Genomic DNA, 21,983 nt, shown 5'->3' with positions numbered 1-21,983 from the left:
CTGCCACTTACAGGCCGAGCGCCTCCCGCAGTTTGCCGAACACCTTGGTGTTGTCCAGCGTGCCCTTGAAGCGGTCGCTGCCCGCGCCATCGGCAAACAGCATCACATCGCCGCCGCCATGGGTCTCGGCGCCGAGCTTGACGCCGGTCTCCTGCAGGTAGTCGTCCGCCATCACCTGATCGCTGGTGAGGGTGGGGCGCACGTCGGCGCGGTTGGGACCGTTGCCGAATACCAGGGTGGTAAAGGGCTTGCCATCCACGTCGTTCTGGGTAGTGCCGTCGCCGTTCTTGACCAGATCCAGCACCTTGTTGCCCTTGGCGGAGTAGCCGTTGATGGTCATGGTGTGGTCGTGATCGGCGGTGACCACGATCAGGGTATCGCTCAAGTCCACCTTGCCGAGCGCCGTCTTGACCGCCTCGTCCAGCGCCACCGCATCGGTGAGGGAGCGCTTGGCGTTGGTGGCGTGCAGGGCGTGGTCGATGCGACCCCCCTCCACCATCAGGAAGTAGCCCTGGCTGTTCTGGCTCAGCAGATCGATCGCCTTGGCGGTCATCTCGGACAGGGACGGCTGGGTATTGGCGGCGCCCTTGGCGACGCGGTCCAACTCATAGTCGAGGTGGGACTTGGCACTGAACAGGCCGAGCACCTTGCCGCTGCTGACCTTGGCCAGATCGCCCTGGGTGGTGACGTATTGATAGCCCTGGGCGCTGAGCTCGGCGGTCAGATCCCGGCCATCGGCCCGGCCGCCCTTGTTGCTGGCGCTGTAGGGGGTCCAGTGATTGGCACCGCCCCCCATCAGCACGTCGACCCCGTCCCCGAGCGCGGTGTTGAAGCCGGCACCGCCCGGTACCGCCTGCTCGGCGATGGCGTAGGCCGCGTCCCGGTGGCAGATGTGGGAGTAGGTGGCGGCCGGGGTGGCATGGGTCAGCTCTGTGGTGGTGACGGCACCGACCGATTTACCCGCCGCCTTGGCCAGCTCCAGTATGGTCGGCACCGGGGTGCCGTTGTCGCCGGTGCAGTTGTTGATGCCCTTGTTGCCGTTGATGTCCTTAGCCGGGGCAACGGCCTGGGTATCGCTGCTCATGGCGATCACCTCGTTGTTCATCTTGACGCCCGTGGTGTAGGCCGCCATTGAGGGGGCCGAGTCCGTGGTCTGGGCGTCGTTGGAGAAGGTCTTGATGCGGGCGCTGCGGGGCAGCTTCATGATCTCCAGATTGCCCTCTTCCCCCACCTTGAACAGCCGGGTGGCGGTGAGCACTGTGGGGCCCATGCCGTCACCGATAAACAGGATCACATTCTTGGCGTCGCTGGCCTGGGCCTGGGACAGGCCACCCAGGGCACCGAACAGGGCGGTGCACACCAGGGTCTTTTTCATGGTTGTTGTCATGCTTGTTCTCATGGAATGCTCCTTACAGCTTGGCCGCAGCTTTGACCTTGCCGAACACGGCGGTGTTGTCGAGAGAGCCGTGGAAGCTGTCCGCTCCCTGGCCGATGGCGCCGAGGAAGACGTCGGTGCCGCCATGGGTTTCGTTGCCTATGTCACCCACCTTGACCACCACCTCCTGGTGATAGTCGTCGGCCGAGACAGTGGCATCGTCCAGCGCGGCCACGCTGCTGCGCGAGCCATCCACCCGGTTGTAGCCGTTGCCGAAGCCGATGATGGTGTAGGGCATACCGTCGGCATCCTTGCTCGGTTCGCCGGTTTCGTAGTTCTTCACCAGCCCGAGCACGCCCGGGTTGTCGGCGGTGGTCTTGCCGGTACGCTTGGCATAACCGTTGAGCACCAGCGTATGGTCATGGTCGGCGGTGACCACGATCAGGGTGTTCTTCAGCTCGGGGTCGGTTTTCTTCACCTCGTCGATGGCGGCCTTGATGGCGTCGTCGAAGGCGAGGGTGTCCTGCAGGGCGCGCTTGGCGTTGGTGTCGTGCAGGGCGTGATCGATGCGGCCCCCTTCCACCATCAGGAAGTAGCCCTTCTCCTTGTCCTTGAGCTGCTTGATGGCAGCCAGGGTCATCTGGGCCAGTGACGGCTCGCTGGCCGGCCTGTCCAGGTCATATTTCATGTGGCTGGAGCCAAACAGTCCCAGCAGCGGCTTGCCCGCCTCGGCCTGGTTCAGTTGATCCAGGTTGCTGGCGAACTGGTAGCCCTTGGCCTGCATCTCGTTGATGAGGTTGCGGCCATCCTCCCGCTTGCCCTGGTCGGCCGCCGGCAGGAAGAAGCTGCTGCCACCCCCCAGCACCACGTCCAGCCCCTCTTTCAAGGCGCCGTTGTAGCCGGCACCGCCCGGCACCAGCTGGGCGGCGATGTCCGCCTCCAGATCCCGGTTGCAGATGTGGGCATAGGTGGCGGCCGGGGTGGCGTGAGTGACCCGGGTGCTGGTGACCACGCCGGTGCCGCGGCCGTCGGCCTTGGCCAGCTCCAGCAGGGTGGTGACCGGCTTGCCGGCGCTCTGGCTGCAGTCACTCTCCTGGGTGGCATCACTGTCCATGCTGATGACGCCGTTGTTGCTCTTGACCCCGGTCATGTAGGCGGCCATGGAGGGGGCCGAGTCGGTGACCTGGGAGTCGTGGGAGAAGGTCTTGATGAAGGCCGTCTCCGGCAGGGTGTCGATGGTGAGACTGCCCTCTTCCCCGACGCCGTAGATGCGGGCCGCGGTCAGGGTGTTGAGGCCCATGCCATCGCCGAGGAAGAAGATCACATTCTTGGCGCTGGGTTCAGGGGTGTCGCTGTCGTTTGTGGAGTTGCAGCCGGCGGCCAGGGCGGCGCCGATCATCAATGCAAGTCCTGCCATTTTTCTCATTGGGGTTCGCTCCTTGTAAAACCTGAGCGAAGCCTAGAGGGATCAGATGACACTTTTAGTGAATGTGGATGACAATACGGTGAAGGCGGGATTTAAATGTGATGTTGTATCAATCACTTATTTATGTGGGCACCCTGGCGGTCGACACCCCGGACCCGACCCGACCGCCAGCTTGGTGGTTCCCGTGCCACGGGCTAGAATGGCCTGTCAAATTGGGGCTCCAGCAGGTAAAATGCGCCCCCTTGCGACGCCCGACGTCCGCTCCAGCCGCCACAGCGCGCCCGCAGCCCCTTTTAGAGAGTAACGGATATGTCCATCAACTGGTTCCCCGGCCACATGCACAAGGCCCGCAAAGAGATTGCCGAGGTCATGCCCCAGGTCGATGTCATCATCGAGATGCTCGATGCCCGCATCCCCTTCTCCAGCGAAAACCCTCTGGTGCCCGAATTGCGTGGCGATACCCCGGTGATCAAGGTGCTGAACAAGGCGGATCTCGCCGATCCGGCGATCACCGAGCTGTGGGTGGCGCACATGGAGAAAGAGAAGGGGATCAAGGCGTTGCCCCTGACCCAGCAGGAGCCTGAGAAGATCAAGAACCTGCTGGCCCTGTGCCACGAGATGCTGCCGGAGCGTAACTTCGACCTGCGCGGCGTGCGGGCCATGATCATGGGCATCCCCAACGTGGGCAAGTCCACCCTGATCAACACCCTGGCGGGGCGCACCATAGCCCGCACCGGCAACGAGGCGGGGGTGACCAAGTCCCAGCAGCGGATCAAGCTCGACAACAACGTCATCCTGACCGACACCCCGGGCTTCCTCTGGCCCAAGCTCAACCCGCCCTCCTGCGGCTATCGGCTGGCGGTCACCGCGGCCATCAAGGACACGGTGTTCGACTATGCCGACATCGCCATGTTCGCCGCCGATTACTTCATCAAGGCCTATCCGGAGCGCATCAAGGCGCGCTACCAGATTGCGGATCTGCCGGAGACCGAGATCGAGCTGCTGGAGATGATCGCCCGTCAGCGCGCCTTCGTGCGCAAAGGCGGCCTGGCCGACCTGCACAAGGCGTCCGAGATCCTGGTCAACGAGTTCCGCTCCGGCCTGCTCGGTCGCATCTCGCTGGAGACCCCGGAGATGGTGAGCGCCGAGATAGTTGCGGCAGCAGAAGAGGCTGAGGAGAAGGCCAAGGAGAAGGCCGAGCGGGAAGAGGAGCGCCAGGCGCGCGCCCGCCGCAAGTACGCCAAGAAGCGTCAGAAGTAAACATCCAGCCTTCATTCAGACGGGTCCATGGGTTCGACTGGCACAACCTGATCGGACGACCGGAGGCCCATGCTGACGAGGCAAATAAAAGAGGCGACCCCAGGGTCGCCTCTTTTATTGATGGGACCAGGCTCAGGGATGGCCTCAGCCGAAGTGCCTGTGGGTCTCCTCAAACGGCGAGAGGTGCAGCGGGATCAGCTACGGCCAGTCGCGCCGGTCGCCGTCACCCTGTGCTTTTTGCCGTCTCACCTCCTCGCGCAGCGCCAGCAGCACGTTTTCACCTTCATACCGTCGCTAAAAGATGGATGAGGATCCTCAATCGACCATATCCCTTCCCTGCTAGCCCAAGGTCCAGTTAATCAATGGGATAATCCTGCTGCTGAGCAGGCGTTGCAGGGGCAGATCAATGAGGCAACGCCTGTGCGAAGCCAAACCTGGCTGCCGCTCGTTCAGTGCCGATTGACAATGGATTTGGCAGTGGCATGATGCGCTCGCATTTTGACTCTCCTCACGGTTTTATCCATGACCACATACTCCCGGCCAGTGCTGTTATTGCTCTGTGGCCTGCTGCTGTTGACCCTGGCCATCGCGGTGTTGAATACCCTGGTACCGCTCTGGCTCGCCCATGACAATCTGCCGACCTGGCAGGTGGGCATGGTCGGCTCCTCCTATTTCAGCGGCAACCTGCTGGGGACCCTGCTGGCGGGAGCGCTGATCAAGCGCGTCGGGTTCAACCGCAGCTACTACCTGGCCTCCGCCCTCTTTGCCGCAGGCTGTGTCGGGTTAGGGCTCACCCTTGGCTTCTGGAGCTGGCTCACCTGGCGATTTATCGCAGGCGTCGGCTGCGCCATGATCTGGGTGGTGGTTGAGAGTGCGCTGATGTGCAGCGGCAACGCGCGCAATCGGGGGCGCCTGCTCGCCGCCTACATGATGGTCTATTACATGGGGACAGTGCTCGGGCAACTCTTGGTCAGCACGCTGCCGACCGGTCTGATGGATGTGTTGCCCTGGGTGACTGGCCTGGTATTGGCCGCGATCCTGCCGCTGCTGTTCACCCGCATTGTCAACGAGCACAGCGAACAGCAGGGGACAACCCGGGTGTGGCCGATGCTGCGCCTGCGTCAGGCGCGTCTTGGGGTCAATGGCTGCATCATATCCGGCATAGTGCTGGGGTCGCTCTATGGCCTGATGCCACTCTACCTGAACCACCAGGGGGTGAGTGATGCCGGTATTGGCTACTGGATGGCGGTGATGGTGAGTGCTGGCATCCTGGGGCAGTGGCCGATAGGCCGTCTGGCGGACAGGTTCGGTCGCTTGCCGGTACTGCGGATGCAGGTGCTGGTGGTTATCCTTGGCGCTTTGGCGATGCTCGGTGCCGTAGCGATGGGCCCGGCGCTCTTCATCCTTGGCGCCGCCGGCTTTACGCTCTACCCGGTAGCCATGGCCTGGGCCTGCGAGAAGGTCGAGCAGCATCAGCTGGTGGCGATGAATCAGGCGCTGCTGTTGAGCTACACCATCGGCAGCCTGCTCGGCCCGGCCTATACCGCGCTCTTGATGCAGCACTACTCGGATAACCTGCTGTTTATCATGATAGCCAGCGTGTCGTTTATCTATCTGCTGATGCTGCGGCGTCCCATGGGTGAACATCCGACGCCGGTGGCACATGCCTGATGGCCCTGACGGCACATCCCTGATGGAAAGGGGCGCCGAGAGTCATGGATGACGCCGTGCCTGTCCTGTCTCTGGTGACAGGCTCGGCATGGCGCAGTTGTGCGCTGTATAAGAAGAGGCGGCCCCGGGGCCGCCTTGTTGTTATCAGGAGCTGGCAAGCGGGGCAGGGGTGCTAGCCGTAGCGTTTTTTCGCCTCTTCGAACAGGGACAGGTGCAGCGGGATCAGCTGCGGCCAGTCGCGCCGGTAACCGCCCCCCGGCACGGCGGCGATGGGCAGGCCCTGCTGCCACGCGCAGTCGAATACCATGGCGTCCCGCTGGCGCACCCCGGCATCGCTCAGGGCGAGATAGCCGAGCTCATCGGCCTGATGCACATCGACCCCGGCCTGATAGAGGATGAGATCCGGGCCGTACAGGCGCAGCGCCAGTGACAGCGCCTGGGCCAGGGTGTCGAGGTAGGCATCGTCCTGCATGCCGCTTGGCAGGGCGAAGTCCAGGTGGGAGGCCGGTTTGTCGCGGGGGAAATTGTGCTCGCCGTGCAGGGAGAGGGTGATGATGTCACGGCTGCCGGCGCACAGCGCCGCGCTGCCATCCCCCTGATGGACGTCGAGATCCACGATCAGCACCCGCTCGCAGCGTCCCTCGTCCAAGCAGGCCCGGGCCGCGATCACCAGATCGTTGAACAGGCAGAAGCCGCTGCCATGCGCCCTGTGGGCATGGTGATAGCCGCCGGACACCTGCAGGCCACAGCCCTGGGTGAGGGCATGGCGGCTGGCCGCCAGGGTGGCGCCGACCGAGTGCAGGGTGCGCTCGATCAGCAGGGGCGACCAGGGGAAACCGAGCCGGCGGATGGCCTGCTTGTCGAGCCGACCGGCCAGGGCTGCCTGCACATAGTCGGCGTCGTGGACCCGCACCAGCTGTTCATGGCTGGCGGGGAGGGCCTCCTCCAGCGGATACCCTAATGCCAGAAGCCTCTGGTAGAGCGCCTGATACTTGGCCAGCGGAAAGCGGTGGCGCTCGGGCAGCGTCAGGGCGGAGTAAGTGGCGTGATGAAAGATGCGAAGGGACATGGGATCAGGCGGGGGAAGATACGAAAAAGGGGAGCCAGGCTCCCCTTGTTTGCTGGCATGAAGACGCCATTACTGCTGCTGGATCACCCAGATCTGGAAGGCTTTGCGGGTTTCCGCATCGGCCTTGTTGTACCAGTTTTGCAGCTGGGTCAGGGCTTCCGGATTGCTCTGGGCCTTGCTCGGTGCAGCTGCGACCGGGGCGCTGGCGGCAGCCATCACGGCGGCGCTGGAGACGGCAACGGCGGTTGGCTGGTTGAAGGCCTTGCCCATCTTGAGCAGTTCTTGCTGGTAGTCGCGGGTCAGCTGGAAGCCACCGACGGTCGGCATGACGAACTGCTCGCTGGCCAGGGCCTGGCCGCTGCTCTTGTCCTTGAGGACGACCTTCTGCTCTTTCACGAACTGCTTGGCTTCTTCTTCGGTACGGGGCTTCTTGTAATCCAGCATCAGGGTCTGGTTGTCGGCGGCGGTGAAGTTGATCACCAGCGGTTCGGCGGTCACCAGCTTGATGTCGTTCCGGTTGGAGTAGTTGCCTTCGAAGGCCACCACCAGCTGGTGCTTGCCGGCTCCGATGGGGAAGCTGCTGGTCTTGTCGAGCAGCTTGGGATTGATGGTCACGCCGTCGAGTAACTGCACCACGTAGGGATTGCTTATTTCCAGTTGGCTACTTGCCAGGGCGCTACCTGCCCACAACAGACCAGCCAGGGCCGGCACCAGAACAGTCAGTTTCATTTCATCTCCTTGAACAGTCAGGCGATTGCCCACTGAAAAATAGGGGCTCATTTTTGCAGGTTTGCCCCACAGCAGCAATAGGCGTTTATGGCGCCCCCGGCGGGATGGCTACTGACTTGTCTATCAAATAAGTCAGGGTGCCTGTTACTCGATGCGGCGGGTGAAGGGGGGAAGCGCATCGAGCAGGCCCTTGCCGTAGCGCTTGGTCAGCAGGCGCCGATCGAGAATGGTCACTCGGCCCCGATCGGCTTCCTTGCGGATCAGGCGACCACAGGCCTGAATGAGTTTGCGGGATGCTTCTGGCACCGTCAGCTGCAGGAAGGGGTTGCCACCCCGTTTCTCGACCCACTCGGCGGTCGCCTCTTCCACTGGGGAGTTCGGCACGGCGAAGGGTAGCTTGGTGATCACCAGATTGGTGAGGTAGTGACCGGGCAAATCCAGCCCCTCGGAGAAGCTGCCGGTGCCGAACAGTATGCTGGCCTGGCCGCCGTCGCATTTCTGTTTGTGCAGGCTGAGCAGGGCGTTGCGGGAGGCCTCGCCCTGCACCAGCAGCGACAGCCCTTTTGCCCGCAGCCCCAGCGCCACTTCGTTCATCTGCCGGTAGGAGGAGAACAGCACCAGACTCGCCTCCTTGCCCGCCAGCAGGCGGGGCAGGGTATCGACCAGCTCCTGGGTAAAGGCGGGGGCACTGGGCTCATGGGCCATCTTGGGCAGGTAGAGCTCCGCCTTGTGGTAATCGAAGGGGGAGCGCAGGCGCAGATAACGGGTGCCATCGTGCTCCTTCAGTCCCACCTGATGGCGGAAATAGCTGAAGGAGGAGAGGGCGGTGAGGGTGGCCGACACCAGCACGGCGCCGATGCAACGGGACCAGAGCCACTCCTCCAGCAGGTAGCCCACCTCGATGGGGGAGGCGTGCAGCCAGATGTCGCCATCGTCGCTCTTGGCCATCCAGCGGGCCAGCGGGGTCTTGCCGGTCGGCACGTGGCGCCCCAGCATCTCCCACAGGGCGCAGAAGCTCTCCAGCCGCTGCAGGTGAAAACCGCTCTCCGCCAGCAGGGGCTCGGCCTCCTTGCGCCGGATTTCGCCATCCTTGAGCGCCTCGCCGATGGCGCCTTGCATCCTGTCCAGCGCCCGCAGCGCCTTCTTGCTCGCCTCCTTCAGGTTCTCCGCCAGCATGGGCAGGGGCTCGGGCAGCACGCCGTCGGCAAATCTGTGGTGCTGCTCGCTGCCAAACAGCTGCTCGTTGCCGGCGAGCCACTGCTCCAGCGCCTTGAGATCGGGTTGCAGGGAGGCCAGCGCATCCTGCAGCTTCAGCTGGGGATCGATCAGGCTCTCCTTGTTGAGGGCCCGGGCCAGCTTGCCCGCGCTCTGCGCCAGCTTCTCCAGCCAGCGGCGCGAGCCCTTCACGCTGGCGGAAGCGGCGCCGTGATCCCGCGCTATGGTCGGCAGGTGATGGGCCTCATCCAGCACGTAGATGCATTCGTCCGGCGGCGGCAGGATGATGCCACCCCCCATGGTGAGATCCGACAGCAGCAGGGCATGGTTGACCACCAACACATCGGCGGCGTCCATGTCGTTGCGGGCGCGATGGAAGGGGCAGTGCTGGTGGTGGCTCAGCGCCTTGTTGCAGCTGTGGCGGTCGGCGGCGATCCGCTCCCAGCACAGGTCCGGAATGGGTTGCGCCCAGTTGTCTCTGTCCCCGTCCCACTTGCCGTCGGTATAGGCCTGCCACAGCGCCTGATAGCGCGCCTTGTCGGCGTCCGTCGGCTTGTGTTTGCTCAGGGCGCCGAAATCGAATTCAAAGTTGGCCATCTCCGCGCCCTGGGCGGCCTGCTCCAGCAGGTGCTCGCAGCAGTAACGCTGACGCCCCTTGACCAGCATGAAGCGAAACGGCAGCTCGCTGTGGCGGTGATAGAACGGCAGATCCTTGTGGATCAGTTGCTCTTGCAGGGCGACGGTGGCGGTGGAGATGATCAGCTTCTTCTGGGTGAGGCGCGCCACCGGGATGGCGCCCTGGGCATAGGAGAGGGATTTGCCGATGCCGGTGCCCGCCTCGGCCACCAGGATACGACGGGCCCTGTCATATTCGCCGGTCAGGGTTTTGGCGATCTCGGCCACCAGAAAATTCTGCTCCTTGCGCGGCACAAAACCGGGTAAGCCATCGGCAATCTGTCGATAGGTATTGCGAATGGCGGCTTTGAGGCGGGTAGATAGCATGAATGAGCGGTGACCGTGTCGAAGGGGATGGAAGACAGGATACCCGCAACAGGCTGGTGGGGTCGAGGCAAGGAGAGATCAGGCTCTGCCGCCCGGACTCGGCGTTTATAGTCTGGGGGCTCGTGGCGGTGCAATAAATCCCCAAAATTGGGCGAGAAAAGCAGTGACTATCGCTGTAAACGTTTTCCCTGGCGGAGCAAATAATGTGAGATTCAGCTCACAAAATTTTCGTTTTGACTATGCATTTGCCGAAAAGTTCCAAGTTTTTTCGTTGCGGATCGGAAAACCCAGTGATAGTCTCGGCGGCATAGTGATGCAAAGAACATCGCTAACACAGGGAATAACAAGGACTTAGTGTTTAATTACAGTAGGCATTGGAAACAACTATGAAAAAGACAATTCTGGCTATCGCTATCCCGGCTCTGTTCGCATCTGCCGCTAACGCCGCAGTAGTTTATGACAAAGACGGTACTTCTTTTGATATCTATGGCCGTGTTCAGGCTAACTACTACACCGACCACAACGATGCTGATGCAGAGCTGATCGGTACCTCCCGTCTGGGTTGGTCCGGCAAAGTTGCCCTGAATAACACCTGGTCTGGCATCGCCAAGACCGAGTGGCAGGTCGCTTCCGAGAACTCCAACAACAACGATTCTGACAGCGACACCTTCAAGGCTCGTCACGTTTATGTCGGTTTCGATGGTACCCAATACGGTAAGATCATCTTCGGCCAAACCGACACCGCGTTCTACGACGTGCTGGAGCCGACCGATATCTTCAACGAATGGGGTGACGTAGGTAACTACTACGACGGTCGTCAAGAAGGCCAGATCATCTACTCCAACAGCTACCAGGGCTTCAAGGGCAAGCTGTCCTATCAGACCAACGACGACACCGCTGTCATCGTCTCTGACGTAGGTGGTCAAACCGTTACTGACGTGTTCCCCAACCTGAAGCGTAACTACGGCTATGCAGCTGCTGCCGGTTATGACTTCGACTTCGGTCTGGGCCTGAACGCCGGTTACGCTTACTCCGACCTGGAGAACAAGATCACTGGTGATTCCGGTGACAAGACCGAGTGGGCTGTTGGCGCACACTACGCCATCAACGGCTTCTACTTCGCCGGTGTCTACACCGAAGGCGAGATCAGCAATGACAGCAACGGTAACGGCGGCAAAGGCCACGGTTACGAGCTGGCTGCCTCCTACAACGTCGACGCCTGGACCTTCCTGGCCGGTTACAACTACAAGGAAGGCAAGGACAAGCTGGCTGGTTCTTCCTACGAAGACCAAGTTGACGAAACCCTGCTGGGCGTGCAGTACAACTTCACTTCCAAGCTGAAGGCTTACACTGAATACAAAATCCAGGGTATCGACGACCTGGACGACGAGTTCACTGTTGCCCTGCAATACAACTTCTAATCCAGTCCTGGTACTGAGTTAGTGGATAAACGGCCAAGCTTGCTTGGCCGTTTTGTTTTGTCTGTTCCTCCCATCTGTCCTCTCGTCAGCCGCCCTGGCAACCCTCTTTTCCCTATTCTCCTTTGCGCCAGCTCACGTTGTCTCTTTTTTGCCCTTGGCGCTCTTGGCGTAAATCGCTAGATTATTCAAATCGTTGAAGTAAGGTCGGCCGACAGGGAAGGATGCGTTTGATCGATTTCAGTCACCCCGAGTGGCGGGCGTTGGCCCGCCAGCTGCTGACCGACAGCCCCCTGGTGATCCGCGGTCGCCAGTGGCAACCCCTCATCGGCATGCTCAAGGACAACCAGCTGCTGCTCGCCCTCGGCAACCACCACTATGAGCTGACCCCGGCCGGTCGCCGCTATCTCACCCGGGAATTGATGCTGGCCGAGCTGGCCAGCGCGCCGCCCGAGCCCGAGGAGTGGCTGCACGGCCAGGGTTGGCAGCTGGGTGAGCGGGTCAACGAGCGGGTGCTGGCGGCGCTCTATCGCAAGGGGGAGGCGAGCTTCAGCCCGGTCGAGCAGATCAACTTCGAAGACAAGGGCATCCGCTTGTGTGGCGATCAGCCGCTCCGGCTGCGTTCCTTACGGCCCTTCAGCCTGTTTTTCAGCGACGGCACCCTGCTGGATGCGGCTCCCTGGCTGCGGACGCTGGGGGAGGTGGCCCTGCCGGCCCGCACCCTGGCGGGGCTTGGTAAGATCCTGTGGGGGGAGGGCGATATCCTGCGGCTGATCAGTACAGATTCCGTCGGCGCTTTTGCCGAGTTGGCCTTGCCCCCGGACGCGCTGCTGGTCTGGATTCCCCTCGAGGATCCTGGCGCCCTGCAACCTCTGATCGCGGCCCTGCCGCCCCATATCCTCTGGAGCCATCTCACCGCGCTCGATCCGGCCGGGGTGGATAGGGTCCAGGTGCTGGCCCAGCGCCTCGGCCGTCCGGCCAGCTGGTGGTTGCCACGGGATCTGGCGCCCATCAAGGCGGCCTATGCCAGCGCGCCGGCCGGTTCTCGTCCCTGGGAGCCGAGCCGGATCCCTCGACCATTGTTAGCGATTTGTAGCGATTTGATTGAGTCAAATGGTGGCTTGTCGGCCGAGGTGTGCGCGCTGGCGCCGGAGTGGCATGCCATCGGCTGATATTGCCGCAGATGCCGTTGAGAAAGCTGTTTTCCCTCATTGAGCGCGATGGTATAAAGAGTTGACGAAGCGCTTGCCAGACGAGCGCTTCTGTCCGCCACCTTTTGTGTGCCGCTTTTTGTTTGCCACTGTTTTAAAAAAGCGCCTGCCACCCAACACATTCAATGGAATACAGGGACTACCATGTTTGAAAAGGTTGTTGCCGCCCCAGCGGATCCGATCCTGGGCCTGACCGAAGCCTTCCGTGCCGACTCTCGCAGCCACAAGATCAACCTGGGCGTGGGGATCTACAAGGATGAATCCGGTGCCACCCCCATTCTGCACTGCGTCAAGAAAGCCGAGCAGAAGCTGCTCAGCGATGAGAAGACCAAGAATTATCTCGGTATCGAGGGCAACATCGAATATGCCCGCATCGTTCAGCAACTGCTGTTCGGGCAGGACTCGGCCCTGATGGCCAGCGGCCGTGCCAAGACGGCGCAGGCGCCGGGTGGCACCGGTGCTCTGCGCATCGCCGCCGAGTTCGTGGTGCGCAACGGCCTGGCCAACACCATCTGGATTTCGGATCCCACCTGGGCCAACCACGTCAGCGTGTTCCAGGCCGCTGGTCTGACCGTGAAGTGGTACAAGTACTACGATGCGGCGACCAAGGGGCTCGATTTTGCCGCCATGCAGGCCTCCCTTGCCGAGGTGCAGCCCGGCGAGCTGGTGCTGTTGCACGGCTGCTGTCACAACCCGACCGGCATCGACCCCACCACCGAGCAGTGGCGTGCCCTGGCCAAGCAGAGCGCGGCCGCCGGCTGGCTGCCGCTGTTTGACTTCGCCTATCAGGGCTTTGCCCGCGGCATAGAGGAAGATGCCGAGGGTCTGCGCATCTTCGCCGAGTGTCACGACGAGCTGCTGGTGGCGAGCTCCTTCTCCAAGAACTTCGGCCTCTATAACGAGCGGGTCGGGGCCTTCACCCTGGTCAGCGCGAGCAAGGCCGTGGCCGATGTGGCCTTCACCCAGGTGAAGACCGTCATCCGTGCCAACTACTCCAACCCGCCGTCGCACGGCGCCGCCGTGGTGACCGCCATCGTCAGCGATCCGGCGCTCTACGCCGAGTGGGTGGAAGAGGTGACCGCCATGCGGGTGCGGATCCGCGAGATGCGCGAGCTGCTGGTCGAGAAGCTGGCGGCCCTCGGGGTGAGCCAGGACTTCGGCTTCATCCGCGAGCAGAACGGCATGTTCTCCTTCTCCGGCCTCTCCAAGGATCAGGTCGAGCGCCTCAAGAGCGAGTTTGCTATCTACATCGTCGGCTCCGGCCGGATCAGCGTGGCCGGGATCACCCGCGCCAACATAGATCCGCTGTGTGATGCCATCGCCAAGGTGCTGTAAGCAACGGACCATCGCAGTGCGGTCGGGATCCCCCGTGTCGATATAGATCCGCTCTGTGACGCCATCGCCAAGGTGCTCTGATACAGCAAGCATCTGTGCGGCGCTGAACACGCGTTCCGTCCCATAAAAAGCCCGCCATATCCGGCGGGCTTTTTTCATCTTGAATCGGCTGAGTTGACTTAGCGGCGGCGCTTGCTGCCCCCCAGCAGGGAGCCCAGCACGCCGCGCACCAGCTGACGGCCGACCTCGTTGCCCAGGGTGCGGGCCACGCTCTTGGCGGCGGTCTGCACCACCCCATCGTGCTGGCCACCGCGAGGGCCGGTGCGGCCAAACAGCATGTCGCTCAGGGCATCGAGCAGTCCCCCCTCGGCGGGGGCGTCGGCCTGGGCCGGGGCCAGCGTCGGCTTCTCCCGCGCCACGCCCTGGTCTTTGGTTTCTGCCTGACCGTTGAGGCGCTCGAAGGCGGAGTCGCGATCCTCCCTGGCCTCATAGCGGCCGTAGAGCAGGGAGCCCCGGATCAGGGCCTGGCGCTCGGCCTCATTGAGCGGGCCTATGCGGCTGGCGGGGGGCGCAATGAAGGCGCGCTCCACCACGCTGGGACGCCCCTTCTCATCGAGCAGGGAGACCAGGGCCTCGCCTACCCCGAGTTCGGTGATGACGCCGGCCGCATCGAACACCGGGTTGGCCCGCAGGGTATTGGCGGCGATCCGCACCGCCTTCTGATCGCTCGGGGTGAAGGCGCGCAGGGCATGCTGCACACGGTTGCCAAGCTGCCCCAGCACGCTGTCCGGGATATCGGCCGGACTCTGGGTCACGAAGTAGACGCCGACCCCCTTGGAGCGGATGAGCCGCACCACCAGCTCGATCTTCTCCAGCAGCGCCTTGGGCGCGTCGTTGAACAGCAGGTGCGCCTCATCGAAGAAGAACACCAGCACGGGTTTGTCCGGATCGCCCACCTCGGGCAGCTGTTCGAACAGCTCGGACAGCAGCCAGAGCAGGAAGCAGGCATAGAGCCGGCTGGACTGGGTCAGCCTGGCCGCCGCCAGCACATTGAGATGGCCGTGACCGGCGGCGTCTGTCTGCAGCAGATCCTGGATATCCAGCATGGGTTCGCCGAAGAAGTGATCCCCTCCGGCACTCTCCAGGGTGAGCAGATTGCGCAGTATGGCGCCCACTGAGGCGGTGGAGACGTTGCCGTAGCGGGTGGTGAGGAACTTGGCGTTCTCCCCAACGAACTGCACCATGGCGCGCAGGTCTTTCAGATCGAGCAGCAGCAGGCCCTCGTCGTCCGCCACCCTGAACACCAGCTCCAGCACGCCGCTCTGGGTGTCATTGAGGACGAGCAGGCGGGCCAGCAGCAGGGGTCCCATGTCGGAGACGGTGGCCCGCACCGGGTGACCCTGCTCGGCGAACAGATCCCAGCACAGCACCGGGCTGGGGGCGAAGGCGGGGGCCGGGATGCCGAGTTGGGCCAGGCGGGCATCCAGTTTGGTGGAGGGGGTGCCTGCGGCCCCCAGACCCGCGAGATCCCCCTTCACATCCGCCAGGAACACGGGCACCCCCAACCGGGAGAATCCCTCCGCCATCACCTGCAGGGTCACCGTCTTGCCGGTCCCGGTGGCGCCGGTGATGAGACCGTGGCGATTGGCCAGGGCCGGTAGCAGGCAGATGGGACGGCCATTGGCGTAGGCGAGGGTCAGTGGTTCGGCCATGGGGGACTCCTTATCTCGGTTTGTCGTGCAAAGAGAAATCAGGCTGATAGGAGTGTGGTGGCAGAGCCAGTTGATGGCAAGGCGAGGGGGCAGTCAGGCTTGTGTCAGCATCTCGTCATCCCGTGCCGAGTCAATGGCTTAGCGGGGGCGCTTGCCGCGTCGGGCCAGGGTGAGCAGCAGCAGGGTGAGCAGGCCGCCGGCGAGGGAGGTCAGCACCGCCAGCAGCAGGCTACCGAGCAGGAAGGGGGGCATCAGGGTGGCCGCCTCGTGCTCCAGCCAGTGCAGGGACCAGTTGAGATGGAAGGGCTCAGGTGTCTGTTGCAATACCAGGCAGCCGGTGCGATAGGCCCACAGATACATGAAGGGCAGGGTCAGCGGGTTGTTGAACCAGACGGCGAGCAGGGCCAGCGGCAGATTGAAGCCAAAGGCGACCACCAGGGCAACCGCGATGAGCGAGTGCATGGGCACCGGGATCCAGCAGGCGAAGATCCCGGCCGCCATGGCGCCACCCAGCGCCCGCCGGCCACTCTGCCACAGGGCCGGGGCAAACAGCCGCTCCCCGAACAGGGCAAACCACTTCTGCCGGCGCAGGCTCTCCGGGTTTAGCTTGAGGCGGGCGAGCCAGCCACTCAGCATGCCCTGGCCACCTTGCGCCGCTGCCATTGCCGCACCGTGTTGATGCGCCAGAAGGTGCGGATGAAGGCGTAGCCAATCAGCGAACTCAGGACGGCCAGCACCAGGGAGCCCAGCAGCAGGGGTGGGGCCAGGGTCTCAAACACCGAGACCAGCCACGGCCAGGTGAACTCGATGTCGATGTGCTGGGAGGGCTGGCCCAGCAACTGGCAGCCGACCAGATAGGCGCCGTAAAACAGCGGCGGCATGGTGAAGGGGTTGGAGAGCCAGACCAGCGCCACCGAGAGCGGCAGGTTGACCCGGCAGGCGATGGCACCCCCTGCCGCCAGCAGCATCTGGCAGGGGAGGGGGATCCAGGCCATGAACAGGCCGACCGCGAAGGCGCCCGCGGCGGAGCGGCGATTGAGGTGCCAGAGGTTGGCATCGAGCAGCAGCTTGCCGAACAGCCGCAAATGCTTGTGTTCCTTGAGCTTCTCCTGATCGGGTAGCCAGCGTTTTATGAGTCGTTTGGGCATGATTGAAACCTTGCTAAATACTTGCTCCATGGATCTGCGTCTGTTGTCGTTTGCCCTGGGGGCAAGCTCCTCGCTACTTTGGCCCTGGTTACCCTCGATGGCATGGGGAGGCGTGCTGCTGGCCTTCGCCATCCCGCTCGCCTATGGCCGTCATTGGCGGCTGCTGTTTCTGTTGCTTGGCATGCTCTGGATGCAGTGCAACTTGCAGTATCGGTTGGCATGGCTGGAGCGGCTGGAGGTGCAGACCAGCCATATCATAACCGCACGGGTGCAAAGTACGGAGTCTCAGGGTGATAAATTTGTCCGCCTGCTGCTGCGGGTCTCGACCCTGGACGACAGGCCCCTCAGCCCGGAACCCCTCGTTCGCCTCAACGCCTACCAGGCGCTGCCGCCCATGACGGCCGGCAGCCTCATCACCCTGGTGAGCTCTCTCAAGCCCGCCCACGGGCTCGCCAACGAGGCGGGGCTGGACGGGCGGCGACTGCTGCTCGGCAAGGGGATCACGGCGACCGGCAATCTGCGCAGGATCATTGCGATAGAGGCAGCGACCCCGGGCTGGCGCGAGCGCTGGTTGGCCGAGGCCGACGCCGGCTGGCGGGGCCTGAGTCAGGCTCCCTTGCTGGCGGCGCTCAGCTTCGGCGAGCAGGAGGGCATCACGGATGAGCAGTGGACGCTGTTTCGCGGCAGCGGCCTGACCCACATCATCGCCATCTCGGGCCAGCACATTGCCCTGGTGGCCGTACTCGGCTGGTGGCTGGGCCGCCTGCTCGGGTTGCGAGGTGCCATTATTGTCTCCCTGCTGTTTGCCGCAACCTATAGCGCCCTGGCGGGATTCGCGGTGGCCACCGAGCGGGCGCTCATCATGGTGGGGGTGTGGAGCCTGCTGCGCTGGTTGAAACGGGACTGGCCCCCTCATCGCATCTGGTTGTGGGCCTTCGTGGTGATCGCGCTGTGGGATCCGCTCGCCCTCTATTCGGCCGGATTCTGGCTCTCCTTCCTGGCGGTGGCGCTGTTGCTGCTGGCCAGCCTGCTGGATGATCGCCCCGGCCTGGTGCGCCTGCAGAGCCTGCTGCTGCTCGGCCTGCTCCCCCTGCAACTGCTGCTGTTCGAGGGCATGGCGCCACTGGCCCTGCTGCTCAATCTGCTGGCGCTGCCGCTGTTCTGCGTCGGGATCATCCCGCTCGCGCTGATCGGCGTGCTGCTGGCGCCGCTCTCCACCACTCTGGCCCACGGCCTGTTCTGGCTGGCCAATCTGGGGCTGGAGGGAGTGCTGTGGGGGCTCGGCCTGCTGGCCGATCATCTGCAGCTCTGGTGGCCGGTGCCCGGCTGGTTGATGCCCGCCAGCGTCCTGCTGCTCCTGCTGTGGGGGGGCTGGCAGTGGCCGGGCGGCCGCGCCTTGCTGCTCCCGGTGGTGGCGGCCCTGTTGCTGGCGGCCTGGCCCGCCCCCGCCCCCTGGCAACTGCGGGTGCTGGACGTGGGGCAGGGCCTGTCCGTGCTCATCACCCGCGGGGAGCGGGGCATCCTCTATGACACCGGGGATCGCTATCCCGGCGGCTACAACATGGCCGATGCGGTCATCTTGCCGCAACTCGATCGGCTCGGGGTGCGGGTGCTGGATGCGCTCATCATCAGCCACAAGGACAGGGACCATGCGGGCAACCGACGCGCCATACTGCAGGCCCTGCCGGTGCGCCGCGAGCTCTCCTCGTTCCAGTTCGATCGGGCAACCGAGCTCTGCCGGCGCGGTCAGCACTGGCGCTGGCAGGGGCTGGCGTTCAGGGTGCTCTGGCCCGAGCGGCCGGGGGCCGGCCACAACAACGATGGCTGCGTGCTGCAGATAAGCGACGGCCAGCACAGCATCTTGCTCGCCGCCGATATAGAGAAGGAGGCGGAGCGCCGCTTGTTGGCGCTGGAGGGGGAGGGGCTCGCCAGCACCCTGTTGGTGAGCCCGCACCATGGCAGCCGCACCTCCTCGACCCCGGGCTTCGTGGCGGCGGTGCAGCCGGATCTGGTCGTACACAGCGCGGGCTATCTGAACCAGTGGCAGTTTCCCCGCCCCGAGGTGGTGGCGCGATATGCGCGCGCCAGGCAGTGGGTGACCGGCCAGGACGGGGCCATTTTGATCGAGGTGGGCGACGCCGGGCTCGAGATCCGGGCCGAGCGTGAGCAGGGGCCCTGGTATCGGCGTGGGGGCGCCTGGTGGCGGCCGAGGCTTTGGCCGGAGGAATAAGCCGTCGCTCCCTTCTCTTCACCCAGATGGCTCAGTTTTGAGCCGGTGGCGTCAGGTGCCGGAAGGATGACTGGCTTTGGCTTGAGCAATGATCCGTCATTTCCCTTTGAGGCGGGGGTGTGGGAGATGGCAACGCTTGGTGGGGTCCAGCCTTGGCTTGGACAATAATCCGTCATTTCCCTTTGAGGCGGGGGCGAGGAAGATGGCAACGCTTGGTGGAAACCCAAGCTTTGGCTAGAATACCCCGTCATTTCCCTTATTAACGGCTTTTCATGCAACAAGAAACCTCACAAGAGAGCTGGCCCGTCTTCAAGCGCCTGCTCGGTTATGTCCGGGATCGCAAGCTGGGACTGGTCGGCGGCATCATCGGCATGCTGGGCTATGCGGCCGTGGATACCACCTTCGTCTATTCCATCAAGCCGCTGATCGATCAGGGGCTGAACGGCAACGACAGCACAGTGCTGAAATGGATGCCCTTCTTCGTGCTCGGCATAGTGGCCCTGCGTGGCTGCGCCGCCTTCCTCTCCAACTACTGCATGGCCTGGGTCGGCAACCATGTGGTGATGCGGCTGCAGCAGCAGGTGTTCAGCCACCTGATGGCCATGCCCATGAGTTTCTTCGATCGCCAGAACACCGGCAACCTGCTCTCCAAGGTGACCTACGACGCCGGTCAGGTCTCCTCCGCCGCCAGCTCGACTCTGGTCTCGCTGGTGCGGGAAGGGGCGACCGTGGTCGGTCTGCTCGGCCTGATGTTCTGGCACTCCTGGCAGCTGTCGGTGATCTTCCTGGTGGTCGGCCCGGTAGTGGGTGTGCTGATTGGCCTCATCAGCCGCCGTTTTCGCAAGATCAGCCGCCACATCCAGCAGGCGGTGGGTGACATCACCACCTCGACCGAGCAGATGCTCAAGGGTCATAAAGAGGTGCTGATGTTCGGTGGCCAGCAGGTGGAGGACAAGCGCTTCTTCCAGGTCAGCAACCGGATGCGTCAGCAGACCATGAAGATGGTGGCGGCGGATGCCATCGGCAGCCCCATAGTGCAGATGGTGGCCTCGGTCGCCCTGGCGGTGTTCCTCTACGTGGCGACCATCGACAGCGTCAAGGCGACCCTGACCGCCGGTACCTTCACCGTCATGGTCACCTCCATGATGATGCTGCTCAAGCCGCTCAAGAGCCTGACCGACGTGAATAACCAGTTCCAGCGCGGCATCACCGCCTGCCAGAGCCTGTTCGGTCTGCTCGACTCCACCCCGGAAGAGGACACCGGCACCCGCACCCTAGAGCGGGCCCGTGGCGAGATCGAGTTCCGCAACGTCACCTTCACCTACCCGACCAAAGACACCCCGGCGCTGCACAACATCAGCTTCAAGGTGGAGGCGGGCAAGTCCGTGGCCCTGGTGGGTCGCTCCGGCTCCGGCAAGAGCACCATCGCCAGCCTGCTGACCCGTTTCTACGACATCGAGCAGGGCGAGATCCTGCTGGACGGCGTCAACATCCGCGAATATCGCCTGAGCGAGCTGCGCAAGCAGTACGCCCTGGTTTCCCAGCATGTGCATCTGTTCAACGATTCGGTGGCCAACAACATCGCCTATGCGGCGGAGGATCGCTACAGCCGGGAAGAGATCCAGCAGGCGGCCCGCATCGCCCATGCCGACGAGTTCGTCAGCAAGATGCCCCAAGGCTATGACACCGTGGTCGGCGAGAACGGGGCCTCCCTCTCCGGCGGCCAGCGTCAGCGCATCGCCATCGCCCGCGCCCTGCTGCGCGATGCCCCAGTTCTGCTGCTCGACGAGGCGACCTCGGCGCTGGATACCGAATCAGAGCGTCACATCCAGGCGGCCATCGATGAGCTGTGCAAGGCGCGCACCTCGCTGGTCATCGCCCACCGCCTCTCCACCATCGAGAAGGCGGACGAGATCCTGGTGATCGACGAGGGTCATATCGTCGAGCGCGGCAACCATGCCGCCCTGATGGCCCAGCAGGGTACCTATGCCCAGCTGCGCGCCATCCAGTTCGGTAACGCCTCAGTGGGTCACAAGGCATAATGCTGGATCGGCTCTGGTACGGGCGAAGCGGCTGGCGCTGGCTGCTGGCCCCCTTGGCCCTGCTGTTTGCCATCATCAGCGGCGCGCGTCGCGTCGCCTATCGGCGCGGTTGGCTCAAAAGCTATCGGGCCAGCCTGCCGGTGATCGTGGTGGGTAATCTCTCGGTGGGGGGCAACGGCAAGACCCCGGTGGTGGTCTGGCTGGTGGAGCAGCTGCAGGCCCGTGGCTGGCGCCCCGGGGTGGTCAGCCGTGGTTACGGCGGCAAGGCCCCCCATTATCCTTATCGGCTCGACGCCGCCAGCACCACGATCGAGGCAGGGGACGAACCCGTGCTCATCGCCAGGCGCTGTGGCTGCCCGGTGGTGGTGGCCCCCAAACGCAGCGATGCGGTGCGGCTGCTGGAGCAGAGCGGTGAGGTGGACATCATCATCACCGACGACGGCCTGCAGCACTACGCCCTGGCTCGGGACATAGAGCTGGTGGTGGTGGATGGGGCCCGGCGCTTTGGCAATGGCTGCCTGCTGCCCATGGGGCCGCTGCGCGAACCCATGACCCGCCTCAAGCGGGTCGATGCCATCATCTGCAATGGTGGGACTCCGGCCCAGGGGGAATACCCCATGGCGCTGGTGGCGGCCGCGCCGCGCCGCGTATGCGACGATGCCCCCCTCGAGGCTCCCCTCGCCGGACCTGTGGATGCATTGGCGGGCATAGGCCATCCGCCCCGTTTCTTTGCCACCCTGACCGGGCTCGGCTATGAGCTGGTACAGAGTGCCGGTTATGCGGATCATCAGGCCTTTGATCGGGATGAGCTGCTCGCCCGCTTTGACCGGCGTCCCCTGCTGATGACCGAGAAAGACGCGGTCAAGTGTCGGGCCTTTGCGCCGGATAGCTGGTGGTATCTGCCGGTCAGCGCCGAGTTGCCGGCCTCCTTGCTCGACAGCCTGTTGCACTCCCTGAAGACGGCTCGCCCCGACGCGGGAGAATAAGAGATCGCATTGCCCGGCCTGCGCGCCGGTACGACTGCGCTGAAGGCGCCTGCTTGTGGCGCCGGATGCTGAATATCAAATTGATCGAGATATGTTGAAGGCGCCGCGCTGTGGCGCTGGAGATTGAATGGCTCGAAGTCGTTGAAGGAGCCGC

At 63.6% G+C, this 21,983-nt stretch carries 16 protein-coding genes; 8 read left to right on the top strand and 8 right to left on the bottom strand.

The features are described 5' to 3' along the window. Window positions 1-7: 7 nt before the first annotated feature. Window positions 8-1,387 carry an alkaline phosphatase gene (locus KW821_RS14320; RefSeq protein ID WP_371317044.1) on the bottom strand — a complete coding sequence of 460 codons (1,380 nt, stop codon included), beginning with the start codon at window positions 1,385-1,387 and terminating at the stop codon, window positions 8-10. Window positions 1,388-1,409: 22 nt separating this feature from the next. Then, entirely contained in the window at window positions 1,410-2,801 is a 1,392-nt protein-coding gene (locus tag KW821_RS14315; RefSeq protein ID WP_218291918.1) for an alkaline phosphatase, read from the bottom strand. Between the two features lie 309 nt (window positions 2,802-3,110). Here KW821_RS14315 and ylqF point away from each other — a divergent pair, with 309 nt between their 5' ends. Together ylqF and KW821_RS14305 are read left to right on the top strand one after the other, a co-directional pair. After that, on the top strand, window positions 3,111-4,061 hold the full coding sequence (gene ylqF / locus KW821_RS14310) for a ribosome biogenesis GTPase YlqF (protein WP_042654573.1): 951 nt from the start codon (window positions 3,111-3,113) through the stop codon (window positions 4,059-4,061). Between the two features lie 522 nt (window positions 4,062-4,583). Beyond that, entirely contained in the window at window positions 4,584-5,732 is a 1,149-nt protein-coding gene (locus tag KW821_RS14305) for an MFS transporter (protein ID WP_042654574.1), read from the top strand. A gap of 172 nt (window positions 5,733-5,904) precedes the next feature. Here the strand turns inward: KW821_RS14305 and KW821_RS14300 are convergent, their stop codons facing one another. The 3 genes from KW821_RS14300 to dinG form a co-directional block, all read right to left on the bottom strand. Next, complete coding sequence (locus KW821_RS14300) at window positions 5,905-6,801, bottom strand: histone deacetylase (RefSeq protein ID WP_042654575.1); 897 nt, start codon at window positions 6,799-6,801, stop codon at window positions 5,905-5,907. Window positions 6,802-6,870: 69 nt separating this feature from the next. Then, complete coding sequence (locus tag KW821_RS14295) at window positions 6,871-7,530, bottom strand: DUF2057 domain-containing protein (RefSeq protein WP_218291917.1); 660 nt, start codon at window positions 7,528-7,530, stop codon at window positions 6,871-6,873. 144 nt (window positions 7,531-7,674) lie between these two features. After that, window positions 7,675-9,747: an ATP-dependent DNA helicase DinG gene (dinG, locus tag KW821_RS14290; protein WP_218291916.1), complete on the bottom strand. Its 2,073-nt coding sequence runs from the start codon at window positions 9,745-9,747 to the stop codon at window positions 7,675-7,677. A gap of 386 nt (window positions 9,748-10,133) precedes the next feature. Between dinG and KW821_RS14285 the strand changes: the two genes are divergently transcribed. The 3 genes from KW821_RS14285 (at window position 10,134) to KW821_RS14275 (ending at window position 13,711) form a co-directional block, all read left to right on the top strand. Next, complete coding sequence (locus tag KW821_RS14285) at window positions 10,134-11,168, top strand: porin (RefSeq protein ID WP_218291915.1); 1,035 nt, start codon at window positions 10,134-10,136, stop codon at window positions 11,166-11,168. Window positions 11,169-11,395: 227 nt separating this feature from the next. Then, window positions 11,396-12,337, top strand: a complete 942-nt coding sequence (locus KW821_RS14280) for a hypothetical protein (RefSeq protein WP_218291914.1) — start codon at window positions 11,396-11,398, stop codon at window positions 12,335-12,337. 183 nt (window positions 12,338-12,520) lie between these two features. After that, window positions 12,521-13,711: an amino acid aminotransferase gene (locus KW821_RS14275; protein ID WP_218291913.1), complete on the top strand. Its 1,191-nt coding sequence runs from the start codon at window positions 12,521-12,523 to the stop codon at window positions 13,709-13,711. 179 nt (window positions 13,712-13,890) lie between these two features. On the opposite strand, the gene KW821_RS14270 is transcribed toward KW821_RS14275, so the two are convergent. From KW821_RS14270 to KW821_RS14260, 3 genes are all read right to left on the bottom strand, one after another. Then, the gene (locus KW821_RS14270; RefSeq protein WP_218291912.1) at window positions 13,891-15,423 is read right to left on the bottom strand and encodes a helicase HerA-like domain-containing protein; all 1,533 of its coding nucleotides are present in this window, start codon (window positions 15,421-15,423) and stop codon (window positions 13,891-13,893) included. Window positions 15,424-15,561: 138 nt separating this feature from the next. Next, complete coding sequence (locus KW821_RS14265) at window positions 15,562-16,059, bottom strand: DUF2062 domain-containing protein (RefSeq protein WP_218291994.1); 498 nt, start codon at window positions 16,057-16,059, stop codon at window positions 15,562-15,564. Continuing rightward, on the bottom strand, window positions 16,053-16,571 hold the full coding sequence (locus KW821_RS14260) for a DUF2062 domain-containing protein (RefSeq protein WP_042654583.1): 519 nt from the start codon (window positions 16,569-16,571) through the stop codon (window positions 16,053-16,055). Before KW821_RS14260 ends, KW821_RS14265 begins: the two co-directional genes overlap by 7 nt. Before the next feature lie 28 nt (window positions 16,572-16,599). Here KW821_RS14260 and KW821_RS14255 point away from each other — a divergent pair, with 28 nt between their 5' ends. From KW821_RS14255 to lpxK, 3 genes are all read left to right on the top strand, one after another. Further along, complete coding sequence (locus KW821_RS14255) at window positions 16,600-18,801, top strand: DNA internalization-related competence protein ComEC/Rec2 (protein ID WP_218291993.1); 2,202 nt, start codon at window positions 16,600-16,602, stop codon at window positions 18,799-18,801. Between the two features lie 272 nt (window positions 18,802-19,073). Then, window positions 19,074-20,843 carry a lipid A ABC transporter ATP-binding protein/permease MsbA gene (msbA, locus tag KW821_RS14250; protein ID WP_218291911.1) on the top strand — a complete coding sequence of 590 codons (1,770 nt, stop codon included), beginning with the start codon at window positions 19,074-19,076 and terminating at the stop codon, window positions 20,841-20,843. Beyond that, on the top strand, window positions 20,843-21,829 hold the full coding sequence (gene lpxK / locus KW821_RS14245) for a tetraacyldisaccharide 4'-kinase (protein WP_218291910.1): 987 nt from the start codon (window positions 20,843-20,845) through the stop codon (window positions 21,827-21,829). The genes msbA and lpxK overlap by 1 nt, the downstream gene beginning before the upstream one ends. The last annotated feature ends 154 nt before the right edge of the window (window positions 21,830-21,983 follow it).

Origin of the sequence: Aeromonas sp. sif2416 (assembly GCF_019218665.1) — a bacterium.
GTDB lineage: Bacteria > Pseudomonadota > Gammaproteobacteria > Enterobacterales > Aeromonadaceae > Aeromonas > Aeromonas encheleia.
This window is presented reverse-complemented; position numbering and strand designations above follow the sequence as displayed.

Excerpts from the sequence above, each read along its gene's own strand:
- KW821_RS14320 (WP_371317044.1), bottom strand. The coding sequence starts at position 1,387 with ATGACAACAACCATGAAAAAGACCCTGGTGTGCACCGCCCTGTTCGGT.
- KW821_RS14315 (WP_218291918.1), bottom strand. The coding sequence starts at position 2,801 with ATGAGAAAAATGGCAGGACTTGCATTGATGATCGGCGCCGCCCTGGCC.
- ylqF (WP_042654573.1), top strand. The coding sequence starts at position 3,111 with ATGTCCATCAACTGGTTCCCCGGCCACATGCACAAGGCCCGCAAAGAG.
- KW821_RS14305 (WP_042654574.1), top strand. The coding sequence starts at position 4,584 with ATGACCACATACTCCCGGCCAGTGCTGTTATTGCTCTGTGGCCTGCTG.
- KW821_RS14300 (WP_042654575.1), bottom strand. The coding sequence starts at position 6,801 with ATGTCCCTTCGCATCTTTCATCACGCCACTTACTCCGCCCTGACGCTG.
- KW821_RS14295 (WP_218291917.1), bottom strand. The coding sequence starts at position 7,530 with ATGAAACTGACTGTTCTGGTGCCGGCCCTGGCTGGTCTGTTGTGGGCA.
- dinG (WP_218291916.1), bottom strand. The coding sequence starts at position 9,747 with ATGCTATCTACCCGCCTCAAAGCCGCCATTCGCAATACCTATCGACAG.
- KW821_RS14285 (WP_218291915.1), top strand. The coding sequence starts at position 10,134 with ATGAAAAAGACAATTCTGGCTATCGCTATCCCGGCTCTGTTCGCATCT.
- KW821_RS14275 (WP_218291913.1), top strand. The coding sequence starts at position 12,521 with ATGTTTGAAAAGGTTGTTGCCGCCCCAGCGGATCCGATCCTGGGCCTG.
- KW821_RS14270 (WP_218291912.1), bottom strand. The coding sequence starts at position 15,423 with ATGGCCGAACCACTGACCCTCGCCTACGCCAATGGCCGTCCCATCTGC.
- KW821_RS14265 (WP_218291994.1), bottom strand. The coding sequence starts at position 16,059 with ATGCTGAGTGGCTGGCTCGCCCGCCTCAAGCTAAACCCGGAGAGCCTG.
- KW821_RS14260 (WP_042654583.1), bottom strand. The coding sequence starts at position 16,571 with ATGCCCAAACGACTCATAAAACGCTGGCTACCCGATCAGGAGAAGCTC.
- KW821_RS14255 (WP_218291993.1), top strand. The coding sequence starts at position 16,600 with ATGGATCTGCGTCTGTTGTCGTTTGCCCTGGGGGCAAGCTCCTCGCTA.
- msbA (WP_218291911.1), top strand. The coding sequence starts at position 19,074 with ATGCAACAAGAAACCTCACAAGAGAGCTGGCCCGTCTTCAAGCGCCTG.
- lpxK (WP_218291910.1), top strand. The coding sequence starts at position 20,843 with ATGCTGGATCGGCTCTGGTACGGGCGAAGCGGCTGGCGCTGGCTGCTG.